General features: G+C 37.1%; 18 protein-coding genes and 1 other annotated feature (1 of these 19 only partly in view). Of the genes, 9 read left to right on the forward strand and 9 right to left on the reverse strand.

The window, feature by feature from the left end; translation table 11 throughout:
• Nucleotides 1-74: 74 nt before the first annotated feature.
• Nucleotides 75-1,067: a YeiH family protein gene (locus tag CSV79_RS06465; protein ID WP_099688293.1), complete on the forward strand. Its 993-nt coding sequence runs from the start codon at nt 75-77 to the stop codon at nt 1,065-1,067.
• Nucleotides 1,068-1,458: 391 nt separating this feature from the next.
• Nucleotides 1,459-2,022: a DUF488 domain-containing protein gene (locus CSV79_RS06470; RefSeq protein ID WP_369824930.1), complete on the forward strand. Its 564-nt coding sequence runs from the start codon at nt 1,459-1,461 to the stop codon at nt 2,020-2,022.
• 18 nt (nt 2,023-2,040) lie between these two features.
• Here CSV79_RS06470 and CSV79_RS06475 read toward each other — a convergent pair whose 3' ends face one another.
• Nucleotides 2,041-2,406: a DUF2188 domain-containing protein gene (locus CSV79_RS06475; RefSeq protein WP_099688228.1), complete on the reverse strand. Its 366-nt coding sequence runs from the start codon at nt 2,404-2,406 to the stop codon at nt 2,041-2,043.
• A gap of 409 nt (nt 2,407-2,815) precedes the next feature.
• Here CSV79_RS06475 and CSV79_RS06480 point away from each other — a divergent pair, with 409 nt between their 5' ends.
• Nucleotides 2,816-3,007: a hypothetical protein gene (locus tag CSV79_RS06480; RefSeq protein ID WP_233201386.1), complete on the forward strand. Its 192-nt coding sequence runs from the start codon at nt 2,816-2,818 to the stop codon at nt 3,005-3,007.
• Nucleotides 3,000-4,418, forward strand: coding sequence for an amidase (locus CSV79_RS06485; protein ID WP_099688230.1), 1,419 nt, complete (start codon nt 3,000-3,002; stop codon nt 4,416-4,418). The genes CSV79_RS06480 and CSV79_RS06485 overlap by 8 nt, the downstream gene beginning before the upstream one ends.
• A gap of 336 nt (nt 4,419-4,754) precedes the next feature.
• Here CSV79_RS06485 and mgtE read toward each other — a convergent pair whose 3' ends face one another.
• Nucleotides 4,755-6,113 carry a magnesium transporter gene (gene mgtE / locus CSV79_RS06490; RefSeq protein WP_099688231.1) on the reverse strand — a complete coding sequence of 453 codons (1,359 nt, stop codon included), beginning with the start codon at nt 6,111-6,113 and terminating at the stop codon, nt 4,755-4,757.
• Between the two features lie 33 nt (nt 6,114-6,146).
• Nucleotides 6,147-6,296: a general stress protein gene (locus CSV79_RS16760; RefSeq protein ID WP_158232483.1), complete on the reverse strand. Its 150-nt coding sequence runs from the start codon at nt 6,294-6,296 to the stop codon at nt 6,147-6,149.
• Between the two features lie 287 nt (nt 6,297-6,583).
• On the opposite strand from CSV79_RS16760, the gene CSV79_RS06495 reads away from it, so the two are divergent.
• Entirely contained in the window at nt 6,584-7,159 is a 576-nt protein-coding gene (locus CSV79_RS06495) for a 3D domain-containing protein (protein WP_099688232.1), read from the forward strand.
• A gap of 97 nt (nt 7,160-7,256) precedes the next feature.
• Here CSV79_RS06495 and CSV79_RS06500 read toward each other — a convergent pair whose 3' ends face one another.
• From CSV79_RS06500 to CSV79_RS06520, 5 genes are all read right to left on the reverse strand, one after another.
• Nucleotides 7,257-8,669: a GGDEF domain-containing protein gene (locus tag CSV79_RS06500; protein ID WP_099688233.1), complete on the reverse strand. Its 1,413-nt coding sequence runs from the start codon at nt 8,667-8,669 to the stop codon at nt 7,257-7,259.
• A 244-nt stretch (nt 8,670-8,913) separates the two neighbouring features.
• Entirely contained in the window at nt 8,914-9,213 is a 300-nt protein-coding gene (locus tag CSV79_RS06505; RefSeq protein WP_099688234.1) for a hypothetical protein, read from the reverse strand.
• Nucleotides 9,214-9,300: 87 nt separating this feature from the next.
• Entirely contained in the window at nt 9,301-9,777 is a 477-nt protein-coding gene (locus CSV79_RS06510) for a VanZ family protein (protein ID WP_099688235.1), read from the reverse strand.
• A gap of 359 nt (nt 9,778-10,136) precedes the next feature.
• Complete coding sequence (locus CSV79_RS06515) at nt 10,137-10,817, reverse strand: C40 family peptidase (RefSeq protein ID WP_099688236.1); 681 nt, start codon at nt 10,815-10,817, stop codon at nt 10,137-10,139.
• A gap of 179 nt (nt 10,818-10,996) precedes the next feature.
• Complete coding sequence (locus CSV79_RS06520) at nt 10,997-11,599, reverse strand: YflT domain-containing protein (protein ID WP_158232484.1); 603 nt, start codon at nt 11,597-11,599, stop codon at nt 10,997-10,999.
• Nucleotides 11,600-11,959: 360 nt separating this feature from the next.
• Here CSV79_RS06520 and CSV79_RS06525 point away from each other — a divergent pair, with 360 nt between their 5' ends.
• The 3 genes from CSV79_RS06525 to CSV79_RS06535 all read left to right on the forward strand — a co-directional run bounded on the left by CSV79_RS06525 (nt 11,960) and on the right by CSV79_RS06535 (nt 13,302).
• Nucleotides 11,960-12,544, forward strand: coding sequence for a TetR/AcrR family transcriptional regulator (locus tag CSV79_RS06525; RefSeq protein WP_099688238.1), 585 nt, complete (start codon nt 11,960-11,962; stop codon nt 12,542-12,544).
• Between the two features lie 94 nt (nt 12,545-12,638).
• Nucleotides 12,639-13,025, forward strand: coding sequence for a DMT family transporter (locus CSV79_RS06530; protein ID WP_099688239.1), 387 nt, complete (start codon nt 12,639-12,641; stop codon nt 13,023-13,025).
• The gene (locus tag CSV79_RS06535; protein WP_099688240.1) at nt 12,988-13,302 is read left to right on the forward strand and encodes a DMT family transporter; all 315 of its coding nucleotides are present in this window, start codon (nt 12,988-12,990) and stop codon (nt 13,300-13,302) included. Before CSV79_RS06530 ends, CSV79_RS06535 begins: the two co-directional genes overlap by 38 nt.
• Before the next feature lie 286 nt (nt 13,303-13,588).
• On the opposite strand, the gene sda is transcribed toward CSV79_RS06535, so the two are convergent.
• Complete coding sequence (gene sda, locus CSV79_RS06540) at nt 13,589-13,726, reverse strand: sporulation histidine kinase inhibitor Sda (RefSeq protein ID WP_099688241.1); 138 nt, start codon at nt 13,724-13,726, stop codon at nt 13,589-13,591.
• Between the two features lie 804 nt (nt 13,727-14,530).
• On the opposite strand from sda, the gene ilvD reads away from it, so the two are divergent.
• Nucleotides 14,531-16,198: a dihydroxy-acid dehydratase gene (gene ilvD / locus CSV79_RS06545; protein ID WP_099688242.1), complete on the forward strand. Its 1,668-nt coding sequence runs from the start codon at nt 14,531-14,533 to the stop codon at nt 16,196-16,198.
• A gap of 2 nt (nt 16,199-16,200) precedes the next feature.
• Nucleotides 16,201-16,253: a binding site (T-box leader), on the forward strand; it runs 199 nt beyond the window's last position.

Here is a 16,253-nt window from a genome sequence, read left to right on the forward strand (position 1 = left end):
ATATACTAGATACAGGAGGTGTTGTCATCGTGGCTTCTTCAAACGTGACTTCAGAACAACGAAAATCTTATCAAATGCCAAAAGGAACAGCCTGGATTGGTGGGGTAGCTTTTACATTTTTCATCGCCTTATTAGGATTCTTTTTAGCAAAAGTACCAGGCTTCAACCATATAGGTCAGTTGGCATGCGCCATTATTATTGCAGTTGCATACCGTCAAGTGTTCGGTTATCCCGAAGCTCTTCGCTCGGGAATTGCTTTTTCATCTAAACGTTTACTTCGAACAGCTATTATTTTATACGGATTGAAACTAAATATTGATACGGTGTTAAGTGATGGATTAGGCTTATTAGCGAGAGACGTGGGTGTTATTGCTTTTGCAATTTTTATGACCGTGTGGCTAGCAAAAGTATTTAAAGCCGATAAAAATATCTCTCTATTACTAGGTGTGGGAACGGGTGTCTGCGGAGCAGCCGCAATTGCGGCAGTCGCACCAATTGTAAAAGTAAAAGATGAAGATACTGCAATCGGTGTAGGCATCATCGCATTAATGGGTACGATTTTCGCCATTGGCTATACGATTCTTCGTCCCATTTTACCGCTTGACTCCATTGAATATGGAATGTGGGCAGGTATTAGTCTTCACGAAGTAGCGCACGTTGCGTTAGCGGGTGCGCCGGCAGGAGAAGATGGCTTGGCAATTGCCTTGCTTGCAAAGCTTGGCCGTGTATTCTTATTAGTTCCCCTTTGTTTTATTTTCATCTTTATTATGAAACGTAAGAACAAAGGAACGGAAGAAGGGAATGCTAAGATTGAATTCCCATGGTTCCTAGTAGGTTTTATTCTTCTAAGTATTCTTGGAAGTTATGTATTCGGTCACTCAATCCCTGTTTCAGATGGTGTGATGGAAGGGCTCTTCACATTAACGACTTGGTTATTAACAGCAGCTATGGTTGGATTAGGGCTAAATGTTAGCTTGAAAGACCTTCGTGAACGTGCAATGCGTCCGCTAGCAGCTATGACGATAACTTCTGTCTTGCTATCAGTTATTGCGTACTTTATTGTGTAAAAAAAATGATCAGGCGAAGGAGGAAGCTTTCTTCTTTGCCTGATTTTTTTCGCGAAATAACCTACTAACATACAAATGCCTAGTTGAAATTGCACTTTTATGTACACCTTGAATCTTCGCCAGCTAACCACTTGATAATTGACCATATGCAGATGAAAATTTTAACACTTGAATTTGTTCCAATGACAGCCGTTTTCGGGGAATCTACAGATGAACTTCCCATTGTCGGCCGACATCCTGCATAACCCCGAAAAACAAAATGGCGAAGATAAACATAATAACGACACTCATAACGGAATCGATACAACTCCCATAGAATTCACCGAATACAAAGGGGAAGGGCGTGTTAAAGGCGCTGAAAAGAAGGGAAGAGTACTAGCAGGAGGGATAAATGATGGAAATTTATACAATTGGTCATTCTACGCATACGAAAGAAGAGTTCCTGAAGTTACTGGATGATGCACATATTGAAAAGTTAATCGAGATCCGTGCTTTTCCGGGCAGTCGGAAGTTTCCTCATTTCCACGAGGATCAAATGAAGAAATGGCTTCCCGAAAATAATATTGACTATAAACATTGCACTAAACTAGGTGGTCGTAGAAGAAAGTCCAAAACAATTGACTCAGAAATTAATAGTGGTTGGAATAATCAATCCTTTCATAATTACGCGGATTTCACTTTGACGTCTGAATTTAAGGAAGGAATTGATAAATTAACTAATGAGGCAGCGAATCAGCGAATTGCGATTTGTTGTTCGGAACGTCATCCTGCTAGATGTCATCGCTTACTCATTAGTAATTGGCTTGTATCTTACAAATGGGAAGTCAAACATATCATTGACGGTCCGAAAGAGGAAACGATAATAGAAAATCATGAACTAGGGAAGTGGGGGGCTGAACCCAATATACGGGAGGATGGAAAAGTAACCTATCCACCAGAATCAAAAGAAAACTAGCCCACAAGTCGGGCTAGTTTATTCATAGAGCGTTTTTTCGTGCGAACCATCAGCATGAAATATAGACAAGACTCCATTGTGTTCAGTTGTATAATTCTTTGCTTTTTCTAACAACTTCTTTTTGGTATCTTCCTTTAGAATAATGTGGTCGCTAGAGGACTTTTTGAAAATCCATTCATTTTGCCTTGATTTCACTTCGTAATGGGTCCTGCCTTCACTTTTTCCTTCAATATATTCATGGGCTTGTGCAGTGGCAATCGAAATTGCACGACCCTCTTCATAGTTCTTGCGTAACAGTGCGTTTGCGATTTCAATTGCTTTTTCTCGAACTTTTGGATCTAGATTATTCATGGATGTAGGATAATCAGTTTTACTCCAAGACATGAAAGATCACCTCCTAATTCACAAATTCCCTTGTTCTTATTAAGTGAAACATTGTGGATAAAAGAAAGCTGGAACTTCATAAAAGGATTATACATAACCGACTATTCTAATACTAAATCAAGTTCTTCATGTATGTGCCTTGAGTTTAGATGAGCCTTATATCTACTAAAAATTAATAGTAGGTTTGAAAATATTCCTAGAACAACAGTATAGTGGGTAAGTAAATAAAAAAGAATAGTATACTATGACTTTGTATTTATTTTGTTTAGAATAGTTTGATTATTATACTAGAGAATGCTAGACTGAAATTGTTCGTCTGTACTTAGCGACTTAGTGTTCGTAACAAGTTGTTCTTTTCGTTTTGATCTCACTAGGTAATACCTATGAAGATAAATATTAAACTGAAGGAGTGAATGCATTGTCTCTATCCGTCAAGCAACTATTAGAGAACAAAGGTATTCAGGCTAAACCTGAGCATTTGGAGATCTTGGAAAGTCGCTGGAAGGGAATGCAAGCATTAAGAGGGAACTTGGAAAATATTAAAATTGAAGACGCTGATATAGGGCTTCGTAATATCCCAGGAGGCGATCATATTGGCTAAAGAATTGATTCAGAAATCTGTGGAAGAATTGGCACCTCTTTTGGAAAGCGGTTCACTATCACCAGTTGATCTGACGAAAGCTGTGTTGGATCATGCAGAAGAGACACAAGATACGATCAATGCCTATATGACGTTTTATCGGGATGAAGCAGAACAAGCTGCACGCGAAGCGGAAAAAGAAATTAAAGACGGGAACTATCGAGGCATGTATCACGGTATACCGATGGCCTTGAAAGATAACTTGTATTTTAAAAATAAAGTCACAACGATGTCATCAAAGATTCATAAGGATTTCATTCCAGAAGATGACGCAACAGTAGTAACTAAGCTAAGGGAAGCAGGCGTTATTTTCACAGGTAAACTTAGCATGCACGAATATGCATGGGGAATTACGAATAATAATCCCCACTATGGCGCGGTTAGAAACCCATGGGATACAAGCAAGATTCCAGGCGGTTCGAGTGGTGGGTCAGGAGCAGCAGTTTCCATAGGATCAAGTGTCGCATCACTTGGTACAGATACTGCAGGCTCTATCAGAATACCTTCGTCGATTTGCGGAATTGTTGGACTGAAACCTACACATGGAAGAGTTAGTAAATACGGCTGTTATCCATTAGCATGGTCATTGGATCATATCGGTCCTATGACGAAAACAATCAAGGATGCTGCAGGGATGATGGACATTATTTCTGGCTACGACGCAAAAGATCCGACATCTGTCGATACGCCAGTTGATTCCCATCTAAAGAAAATCAAAGGAAATGTAAAAGACTTAGTTATCGGTGTCAATGAAGAATATTTCTTCAAGGAAGTCGATAACGAAGTAGATCAAGTAGTGCGTGGAAATATCCAAGCACTTGTAGATCAAGGGGCTAAAGTAGAAGTTGTGAAAATACCTTCACTTAAGTACGCTGAATGGGCAGAATTGGTCACATCACTTTCCGAAGCATCAACGATTCACCACGAAGATATGTTGAAGAGACCACAAGACTTCGGGGATGATATCCGGATGTTGTTTGAACTTGGGGAACTTCCTTCAGCGGTCGATTATTTGCAAGCGCAGCAAGTTCGTCGTCAATTAAAACAGGAATTCCAGCAAGCATTCCAAAAGGTGGACGTACTCATTGCACCAACATTACCTGTAGTTGCTAGTACGATTGGTGATGATACAGTGGAATTAAATGGTAAGAAAGTAGATTTAATCGATAATATTATTCGCTTTACAGGACCGAGCAACTTAACAGGGTTGCCCGCGCTTTCTGTTCCTGGTGGATTTAAAGGTAATCTTCCCGTTGGAGTACAGATTATTGGACCTGCTTTTTCAGAAGCATTACTTTTAGATGTAGGGTATGCGATTGAACAAACGAATCCACTGAAAAATAAGAAACCACCTTTACTATCTAAAGTATAAAAATAAAAAACGCTATGATCAATCCATGATCATAGCGTTTTTTTTTGTATGTACTCGCTCTTCGACTAAGCGGTACAAAACATTCGACTTCTTTCTCGCTATCACAAACCCAGCTGCATCAAACTTCAACCCAAATCCATTTGTGCAATTGGTGTTACTACCAGTATAAACTTAAGCAAAGCAGAATAAACGTAAATCATCGAACTGTGAAAAATGTCATGTATCTGTAGTGTTTGCCATCAAAATGATATAAATTACAGCAACCTTACATGACGCTTTAAGTAGTTAATAATATGATAATTATCTGAATATTATGCGTATTATGTTCAGGAAATTTTACATTAGTTTAGAAATAAATATGGATGCAATTCCAAAATAAATTAGCAATGATAGAATATCATTAATTGTTGTAATAAGTGGACCAGAAGCTACAGCAGGATCCACTTTAAACTTATTCAAAATTAGCGGTATCACTGTGCCCGCAAGTGTACCGATTATCAAAGTAGCCACCAAAGAAGAACCAACGACTAACCCAAGCGTAAAGTTATCTTGCCACACATATGCGATGACTGAAATGACGACACCACAAACTACACCTAATATAATTCCTACTATCAATTCGCGTACTACTAAATGCAATGATTTTTTTATTGTCATTTCTTCAGATACTAATCCGCGAACGACGACAGCGAGAGACTGTGTACCTGTGTTACCAGTCATACCCGCAATCATGGGCATGAAAAAAGCAAGAGCCACGACAGCTTGAAGCGTATCTTCAAAACGTGAAATAATGCTTCCAGAAACTAGTCCAATGAATAGCAATAAAATCAACCAGGGAAGACGACGATAGGCTGCGACTAACGGTTTGGTATGAAAGTCTATAGATTTACCAGAAGCAAATAGCATTTCAATATCTTTATTAGCCTCTTTAACTACAAGGTCAAGTATTTCATCAGTTCGTATAATCCCAACTAATACATTGTCTTCATTCACAACCGGAAGAGATACGAAATCAAAACGCCCAATCATTTTTGCAACTTCACTTTGTTCGGTGGTTGCCGATACTTTGGCGATAGAAGTTTCCATTATATCTTTTACACAAGTATCCGTGTTAGCAAGCAATAAGTTTCTATAAGATAATACACCGACTAATTGTTTTTCATCATTAATAATATATACATAATTTAAATAGTGTGCAAAGTCTTCATAATGCTTTAATTTTTCTATAGTTTTCGCTACAGTATAAGATTGATGAATCCATACGTAACGTGTAATCATAATTCTTCCTGCCGAATCTTTTGGGAACTTTCTTTTGTGTTGGATATTATTTTTTTCCTCTTGTCGCATCTCTGCAATTAATTTTTCTACTTTTTTATCGGGAAGATCGGATAATAGATCGGATAAATCATCACTTTTCATCATATCTAATAACTCTGTAGAACGTGTAGGGCCGACGAGCTCAAGTACGCGTAATTGATCAGGTCGTGATAAAAATTGAAGCATTTCAATTAGCAAATTAGTATCTAGTACTTCTAAAAAGATCGTATGGCGCTTTCGAGGCAATCTACGATATTGTGCTGCAATATCAATGGGTTCTAATTCATTAATAGCTCGTTTCAAGGATTCCAAATTACCATCTTTGATTAGCTTGATCATTGCCCTAGAAATATCATCTTTATTTTTGGTCAATGGCATGCGGTGCACCCCTTATCGGTTTGGAACGTTTTATTATTCCTCCATAATATGTTGCGTGTCACGTTGATTTTTACTAATTACAGAAATCTCATCTGTAGTAAATTCTTGATGTTTTAAATCTTCAATAGCTACAATGGCTCCTCTATCCGTATCAAATGCTGCGACTACATATCTTTTTTTCATGAAAAACTCCTCCTTGTTCATAAATAGTGGATCCAATGGTGCCATACTAAATTTTTACCCATTATATCTTTGATAAAACGTTCAACTTTCCATTCGATCAGAGAAACTACTATTACTTAAATGCTAGTTATATCTAATGAAGTACCTAAACCTTCTAATAATTAAAATGAGATAAAAAACTTTTGTAACATAAGGCTTAGGGTTGTAATCGTTTTGACTGATAGCTGTAATATATCTGTAACAATAGATTGGTAAGATAAGGTTATTAAAACGTTAGGGGTGGCATATTGAAGAAGTTATTATTTTCGTTAACAGTAGCCATGTTAATCACAATATTCACAAGCGGAATGAATGAAACATCCGCAGCAACTTCAGTACATACAGTAAAGAAGGGTGACACTTTATATAAAATTTCGCAGCAACATAAAGTTTCTGTCACAAATATCAAGCAATGGAACAACTTAAAGTCTACGGTTATTTATCCAAATCAGAAATTACGTTTGGTAAAGTCGTCGAAAGTTGCAGCTAATACAGCAACTAAAACGCCGTCTCGTTCAAATGGAGCGAAGATTTCTAAAGAGTTTATGGTAAGTGCAACTGCTTATACTGCATATTGTAATGGTTGTTCAGGAATTACAAGAACAGGTTTGAACCTACGCAAGAATCCGGATCTAAAAGTAATCGCAGTGGATCCTAGAGTGATAAAATTGGGTACGAAAGTCCATGTTGAAGGGTATGGCTATGCTATTGCTGGTGATACTGGTGGTGCTATTAAAGGTAAAAAGATTGATGTATTCATTCCGAATAAATCACGTGCGTACCAATGGGGACGTAAAAACGTAAAAGTTAAAGTACTTAACTAAAAAAAGACCTCATCCTAACTAAACTAGGATGAGGTCTTTTATACGAAAATACAAACAAAAAAACATGAATCCTTTCAATCAAGCATTCATGTTTTATTTATATAAATGACACCACTTGATTTTTACCATTGTTCTTTGCCCGATAAAGAGCCAAGTCAGCCAAGTGGAATAAGTCTTTGAAACTTTTCACTTCTCGCATAACGTTATCACTCAGTCCAACGCTAATCGTAACTTTCGTCGGTATCTCTTTGGAATTTGAAGAGGTCTCTTCTACTTTCTTTACAAGAAGAGTGGCCTTGTTCTTAGCTTGATCTATCGAAATACCTTGCATCACCAGTACGAATTCATCACCACCGAAACGACCTAACAAATCTTCTTTTCGAATTTCTTCAGAACACACTCGCGCAAAGAGCTTAATCGCTTCATCACCTACTAAATGTCCGTGTGTATCATTAATAGCTTTCAAGTTGTCGATATCAAATACAATACAAACAATCGGCTCTTTCGTATCATAAGCATTTAAAATCCAGTAATTTGTCGTTTCTTCTAAAAACTTACGATTATAAACACCTGTTAAATAATCTATATTTTCACTCGTTTTATCCGCATATTTCTCCAATCGCATGTTCAATTCCAATGCAGTTTTTATCCAGTTCTTGTTTTCAAAATCATGTAGTAAATCAATATACTCTTTTTGGATAATTGCCAACTCATCAAACGTGCAAATATCTTCCGCTAATGCAATCCGTTTCTGCTGAATATCTCTTAAGAGAACATAGTCGTTACATAGTTCATATCGTTCTATAGCTAGTGTATAAAAATAAAGGGCTTTAGCCGTTTGTCCAAGTAATTCATAAAGCCGACCTTTTAGTATTTTGAAATATGCTTTTTCACGCGGGAATTTTCGTAGATGCTCGATGTCATTCAAATAGTCAATACTGGACATAGCTAGGTCAGCCTGTTTTAAATTAACGGCAGATTCAATGATATGCAAGTGAGCCCGAATGGTAAGGATTTTTCTTTCACTTGCATGTGTAACAGCGTATTCAAGAGCGCACTGAGCAGCATGTAGCGCCTCAGTAAATTGTTTCTGTTGGTTTAGAATGTAGCTCAAATTACTATAAGCCATACTTACATAAGTGAAATGATCTGTTTCTAAAGCAATCGACAATACATCTTCTATGAATTTTTTGCCTTGTTTAAAATCGGATGTAACTAAACTGATAAAATACTGTAAATAATAGGAACGCATCCAATCCTTTTTTGTACCATGGGATTGACAGTATTTATGGTGAGCTTCGATATGCAAAAATAGCTTTTCGACGTCTCCTATATAGGAATAAGAAACTGCGCACATATAATGAGCGAATAAAGCGGCCTTCCTATCTGAATGAAGTATTCCTTCATTTACCAAATCTTCCGCTTTACTAATGACTTCTTTATAGTTTCCGTCATCTCTCAACTGGCTAATAGTTTCATACAATATTTCCAAATTATTTGGATAGGTCATTTTAACACCTCCCTTTCAATCGATAACAATCACTGCTAGGACTAAAGATATATTTTTTGTCTTTTATTGAATATATTTCCATTATATCACATGCTGTTTATAAATATAATTGATTAGTAAATATATTAAGAATAGACAGGTAAATGATCACAGATTCTAGTTTTGTATACCTTGCAGAAATGATAGGTAAACGTACTATTAAAGATTCTGCATACCTTTCTTATATAGAGTATGATGATTTGATTTAACTAATTCTGATATCTTTAAAGGATTGCATAAAGTTATCAGGTTCCTCGATAATTTCAAATGTAAAAACGCCTTCATTTGTATGAAGATAGAAAAGTCCTGTTTGGCCTGAGAAGGGGCGATAGGACAAATCGAATACATGTTCAAGAAAGAATGTTCGGTTGGAGGTGGTGATACGATCTTGGTATAAACGTATGGAATGAAATGATTCGTGACAAGTTTGTTCTAAGCGGTCGACAACCCGTTGTATGGAGATGTAGGAAAGAGAATGGATTATCTGATTATCAAAGGTACTCATGAATACAACCCCCTATTTTCCAGTATTATACCATATATCAATTACACTAAAAAAGATAAGTGTCTCAGTTGGAAACTCAAGGGACACTTATCTTTTTCTTACATCTTGGATCAAGTGAAAAGCGGCTGCCAGAAACAAAAAGGTGAGCGCTCCCGCCATATCTAAATAGACATCTTGCATCGTTGCCGTTCGACCACCAGTGAAAGATTGATGCAATTCATCGGCACAAGCTAGGATGAGTGTAAGAAGGGCTGCGCCTAATAGACGTCCTTTCCGCTTTGGCCATAGCCAGTAAATGACAAGTGCTAAAAATCCGAACGTCAGGAAATGGGCGGTTTTTCGAATTAAAAACTCCACAAAATGATAGTAGCCACGCTCTTCAACAGATATTATACGATTCCAATAGGAAAACTCTAGGGAGGATAATGTGGTCTTACCAGGCTCGCCAGGTAGTATTTGTTTTAGTGTTGAAACAAGAGATTGTTGTTCATACGATTGACTTGATGAAATAGCCAAGCCAGTTAAAATTGTAAGCAATAAGAAAAGCACAAGTAATTTTTTCATATGTGGATTGTATCATGAATATGTGAAGACTATGATGATCAACAACTAAATTAGAAAGTTTTTTTGAAACGTAATAAAAATGGTCTATTTTATATCTGGCTCTGTGATGCTACTATAAAATACTGTAACATTACGGTAATCTGCAAATTGTATACTATTAAAATACAATGAAGATAGATGAAAAGGGTAGAATGCATTCTGTAGAATAAAGGGGTTGGGACATTACTAGAAAATAGGCCGTTCCCCTACACTCCCGTATCTTAAAAAAGATACGTTTATTAATGAGCAGATAAAAAGAAAAATGCATGAAGGAGAATTCCTTCATGCATTTTTGAGGTCTTGTCCCAGCCTCTTGTTCATTAGATTCTTCTAAAGCTATTGAATTTAGATTTCCAATAGGGGTTGCTCAAACTAACAACTTCTGATTTTTTTCCGCCAGCATGAACAAACTTATTATTACCGATATAAATTCCTACATGCGAAATTCCTTTGCGGTATGTATTGTGGAAGAAAACGAGGTCTCCAGGTCTTGGCGACTTAATTTTAGCTGATTGCTTATATTGGCCAGTCGTTGTTCTTGCAATTGACTTACCATTTTTCTTGAATGAATATTGAATGAACCCACTACAGTCAAACCCTCTTGTTGTTGTTCCACCGAAGCGGTAAGGAATACCTCTTAAGTTCATGGCCGTTTTAACAATACCTGACTTGCTTTTTTCGGGTGTAGATGATGCAACTGCTTTAGCAGTAGATTTCTTCAAAAGCGAACTAAGTACATACCCTTTTTTGCCATTGATTTTTACTTTGTACCATAGTTGTTTACCTGCATACTTTTGATGTGTCAAATTAACTCGTGTGCCTTTTTTTAACGTGAAGACTATTCTATGTGTAGTCCCCGCATCCGCACGGACATTTGTATTATGTGTTGTTATGTATACACCACTTTTTGCTGTTGCTTTACTAGCTGCATCAGCACTTCCTCCTGTAAAGCCCATAATCATAATTGTAGCCATCAAAATTGAAACAAACATCTTTTTCATACTGACTCTCCTTCAGAATAAATTATGTTGCTCTTAAACTATAAGTAACATCTTACATGACTAGTAAGGAGCTAAACATTACGTTCATATTAAGAAGAGATTACAAAATTCGACCATTGTAAACAAAATGTAATATTAGAAAGCCAGCAGTCCGTAGAGGATGCTGGCTTGGTTGTAAATTAACTAGTTGGAAAGTCACTTGGGGTTTCTTCGATGATAGGATTGGCTAATACAGAATCAGTAGTGTTGGAAGGGATTTCATAGTCTGTGATAGCATTCATTTTATTTGAAGCTGCTAAAACTTCTGGATGTGCAGGATTTTTCAACGGTTCGTATCCACCGTAAGAAGGCTCGGTTTCGTCAAAGTACCGTACTCGTTGTTTCGTATCTTGAATACTCGAGAAATTTGTGTAGAACGGTTTATCTTTTGAATAAACGCTGAATGCCCAGCCCTCATCTACATAAAGCAACATACCGCCATGCTGTACATCTTCGTAGTAGCGATTGATTTGTTCGTCATCCATCCCTACGCCATACATCATTTGCTTAATATGGTTTTCCCCAGTCAGGAATCCCATAAAACGATCTGCCCAAGAATCATATGCGGCATGCACATCAGCTGCAGTACGACTTCGTAACATAGTTATATCTGTTTCATTCTTTGCAATTACGTAAATGTTATCATCAAGGTAACCAGATAATTTAAGTTCTTCAATTTTATCAAGAAGATCCGAATCGTTATAAAACACACCTATAAATGTCTTATTGTTGATACCGTCCATTTCTTTGCCTCCTCTCATATCTTTAGTAGTTAGTATATCTACCATACCCCTTTGTCAACATGTAAAAACATGCTGGCAAAGGTTAGTGAATAAATAGATACCCAAAATATATCAGGCTGCCTATAGACACCTGAAGGTAAATAAAGTGTTCTGCTGCGGTTGTCGGAAAAAGTAATTTTTATCTAAATCCCTTCAAAGATGATTGTATACTTATTGAATTGATCCTACTGTACTGTTTGAAGATAGTAGGCGTTTTCATTTACAGCTAAAGATAAGCCCTTTTGTGCTAAGCTATAAGTTGTTAAAAAAAATATTTGAGATATACTATTGAAAATATATAGAAAGAAAGTGGGAAGTTCATTGGGAAAAAAAACTGCGATAATTCATTCAGCTATAGAAGTATTCCAAGAGCAGGGGATAGAGAAGACGAAGATCTCTGATATCGTCAAGCGTGCCGGAATTGCGCAAGGAACTTTTTACTTATACTTTCCATCAAAGCTAGCTTTGATGCCAGCTATCGCTGAAGTGATGGTCGCGAAAACGATGGAAATTGTGAAGCACACAGTGGATGAACGAGCAACATACCCAAAACAATTTGAACAAATGGTAGATGCTATATATGAAGTAAACAAAGAGTATTATGAGATATTGGCAGTCATTTATTCAGGATTAGCTTCCACAGAACATATTAAAGAATGGGAATCAGTCTACGCACCATTTTATCAATGGATTAGCGAAAAGCTTGAAGCAGCTAAAAAAGAAGGTGCTGTACGGCAGTCAATCAAACCAGAACGTACAGCGAAGATCATTATAGGTCTCATCGAATCCACTGCAGAACAAGTATTTTTATACGCACACCATGATGAAAGTGAAGCGGATCGTCAAAAGGAAGAAGTATTAGACTTTTTGACACATGCATTGCAGTTTCAAACGATAAAAAAGTAAACTTTAAAAAGCTAGCATAGCTAAATGTTAGCTTTTACGATAAAATGAATGACAGTCAGTCAAATGGACATGGAAATAAATTGGAGGAATTTATATGAGTAAAGCTTGGTTTTACGTAGCCTTAACAAGTTTCTTTGAATTAGTATGGATTTTTGGATTTAATACTGCTACTCACTGGTGGCATTGGATTTTCATTGTAGTGTTTATTTTTATAGACTTTCACTTTCTATCAAAAGCATGTGAAGGTTTGCCGACAGGGACTGTTTACGCGGTATTTGCCGGAATTGGAACGGTTGGTACTTCATTAATGGATGTTATGTTCTTCGGCGAACATATTAGTTTAGGAAAAGTATTCTTCATTTTCATATTAGTCATTGGTGTAGCAGGTTTGAAAGTTGCAGATGGACTTGATGAAAAGAAAGCGCGGAAAGGAGTGGAGGGCCATGGGGTGGATCTTGGTGTTGTTAGCAGCCCTAAGTGAGTTTGTTGGCGTTATCGGGTTAAAAAAATATAGTGAGAAGAAAAATGCTATAAATGCCTTATTATATTACGGCGGATTCGGATTAGCCTTCTTCTTACTCTATAATTCCTTCAAGTTTCTTCAAGTGAGTACAGCTTATGCAGTATGGATTGGTGTAGGCACTGCAGGCGCTGTAATAATTAACATGATTTTCTTCGGTGAATCAAAAAGTACAGGCCGAATCGTTAGCTTATGCTTAATCGTTTTTGGAGTTGTAGGGTTAAAAGCTCTATCTTAACCAAAAAAAACAAAACTAAAACCGCATGAAACCAAGGGTATATAACTTGGCTTCATGCGGCTTTTTATATTTATTGAGTTTTGTCCTAGCTTGATTAGCTGACTGGGTGTTTCATTCCTTACATAATCTCCTATCTATCAAATAGACCATCGTAATGTAAAGTACCTAAAAACTATTGTAAGGCGCTTGATCTTATTTCGAAAAGTATATAACACCGCGAATTAGTCCAATTAAAAAGGATATATCTGAGGAATCTCAGATATATCCGAAGTAACGAAAGAGAAGGCTAGTGAGATAGCTGCATCGATTCTAAGGCACGCTTCTGTATTTCTATTTCTAACAGTTTGATAAACTCTTGATTTAAATCGAGTCTTCGCGCTTGTTGGTAAGAATAGAGCAGCAAATGATCTGACAACTCAAGCATAGTAGAACCGCCTCCTTTGAACTGAATGTAATGCCTGCATCTTGTAGTAACTTCTCAAGATGTTATAAATGATATTACCAGATGCTTTTCAAAAGAACAATCGTTCGTGTTGTCCACATTGATAGTGGATAAGCTGTGAGTGGTTTGTGCATAGTACGGTGAAATGCCCATAGTTTGGGGTGGATAATGTGTATAGAGTTATAAACAAAAATACAATTGTCGGAAATTGTCGAAATGTTTAGTGTGAATTAGGTTCTATTGTTGAGAAATAGAAGCAACATGAAATTCGCAACTGGTCATCTCGATGAATTGTTACACTCTAATAGAAGGAAGTGTTTTTAAAGAGTAAAAATCCCACTTAGTAGTAAATAAATTGAATCTAAGTAAAGTAAAGTGATTTCCGGAAGATGGGAGTAGTTTGAATGCATTTACTTTAGAAAAGTCGTTTTCAGGTGTTAGAAATCTAAGAGGACTGATTCATAGTCTAAGATATGTTTTTTTGTTTTGTATCAACTATTGCAATTCAGACAAAAAAACTGCAAAGAAAATAAAAAAATTTCACTATCTTTGATATGCAATATATCGCGATATATCACGTTTGTAAGCGTGTTCACTAGTTTTCTGTTAGTCACAATTGCTTAAAAACTTTTAAAATACAGTTGACCTTTAATCTTATACAAGATATGATAACAACAACATAGTTCATAGCTGTGAAACATTTCACTAGCTAGTCAGAATATTCAATTGAGTGTGGTTTATATAATTTAGTAATTGATGGATTCAATTAGTTTAGGAGAGATTGCAATGAGAAGTGACATGATTAAAAAAGGAATCGATCGTGCACCACATCGTAGCTTATTATATGCAGCAGGTGTAAAAACTAAAGATATGCACAAACCATTTATAGGCGTATGTAATTCCTATATAGATATTATTCCAGGCCATGTGCATTTAAATAAATTTGCTGAAGTAGTAAAAGAAGCGATCTGGGAAGCGGGCGGTGTTCCGTTTGAATTTAACACGATTGGTGTTGATGATGGGATTGCGATGGGGCATATTGGTATGCGCTATTCACTTCCAAGTCGTGAACTGATTGCAGACTCTGCAGAAACAGTCATTAATGCACACTGGTTTGATGGTGTCTTCTATATACCCAACTGTGACAAGATCACACCAGGTATGTTGATGGCAGCAGTTCGTACGAACGTTCCTTCTGTATTCGTTTCAGGCGGACCGATGGAAGCAGGCGTATCCTCAACGGGTGAGACTCTTTCATTAACATCTGTATTTGAAGGTGTTGGAGCTTATAAGAGCGGGAAAATGACCGCTGAAGAACTGCTAGACATTGAAGAGAATGCATGTCCGTCATGTGGATCGTGTTCCGGAATGTTTACTGCAAACTCCATGAACTGTTTAATGGAAATGCTAGGAATGGCATTGCCAGGAAATGCGACAATTCTTGCCACTTCAAATGAACGTCATAAGCTCATCAAGAAGGCAGTAAAGCATTTAATGGATTGTATTGAAAACGATATTAAACCTCGCGATATTATTACGAAAGAAACAATAGATGATGCTTTCGCGCTTGATATGGCTATGGGTGGTTCGACTAATACCGTACTCCACACATTAGCAATCGCGCATGAAGCAGAAATTGATTATAATATTGAAGACGTAAACGAAGTAGCCAAACGGGTACCATATTTATCGAAAATCATGCCAGCATCTGATTATTCGATGCATGACATTCATCTAGCCGGTGGTGTGAGCGCAATTATCAATGAATTATGTAAAATTGACGGAGCGATTCACAAAGATCGTATTACAATCACAGGTCAGACGTTAGCAGAAGATGTCGCTGGACATGAAATTAAAAATACAGAAGTAATAAGAACGAAAGATAATCCATATAGTCCTGTTGGTGGTTTATCCATTCTCTTTGGTAACATTGCTCCTGAAGGTTCAGTCATTAAAGTCGGAGCAGTTGATCCTTCTATAAAAGAATTTAGGGGAGAAGCGATTGTCTTTGATTCACAGGAAGAAGCGCAAGAAAATATCGACAATGACACGGTGAAAGCAGGCCATGTAGTTGTTATTCGATATGAAGGACCACAAGGCGGACCGGGAATGCCAGAAATGTTGGCACCAACTTCTGCGATTATGGGTAAAGGGCTTGGTAAAGAAGTAGCTCTTATTACAGATGGCCGTTTCTCTGGAGCATCTCGAGGGATTTCAATCGGACATATTTCACCAGAAGCTGCAGCAGGCGGACCTATCGCACTTGTAGAAAACGGAGATATCATCGAAATCGATTTGACAAACCGTACAATCGAGTTAGTTGTATCCGATGAAGTACTTGCTGAACGACGCAAAGGATTAAAACCATTTGAACCGAAAATTAAAAAAGGGTATCTAGCTAGATATTCCAAACTAGTTACATCAGCCAGTACTGGCGGCGTAATGAAAATCTAATATATAAAACGTTGATGAGGTTAAAGTAGATAGAAACTTGTATTCACAGAGAGCC

This window comes from Sporosarcina sp. P13 (assembly GCF_002743055.1).
In the GTDB taxonomy this organism is placed as follows: Bacteria; Bacillota; Bacilli; order Bacillales_A; family Planococcaceae; genus Sporosarcina.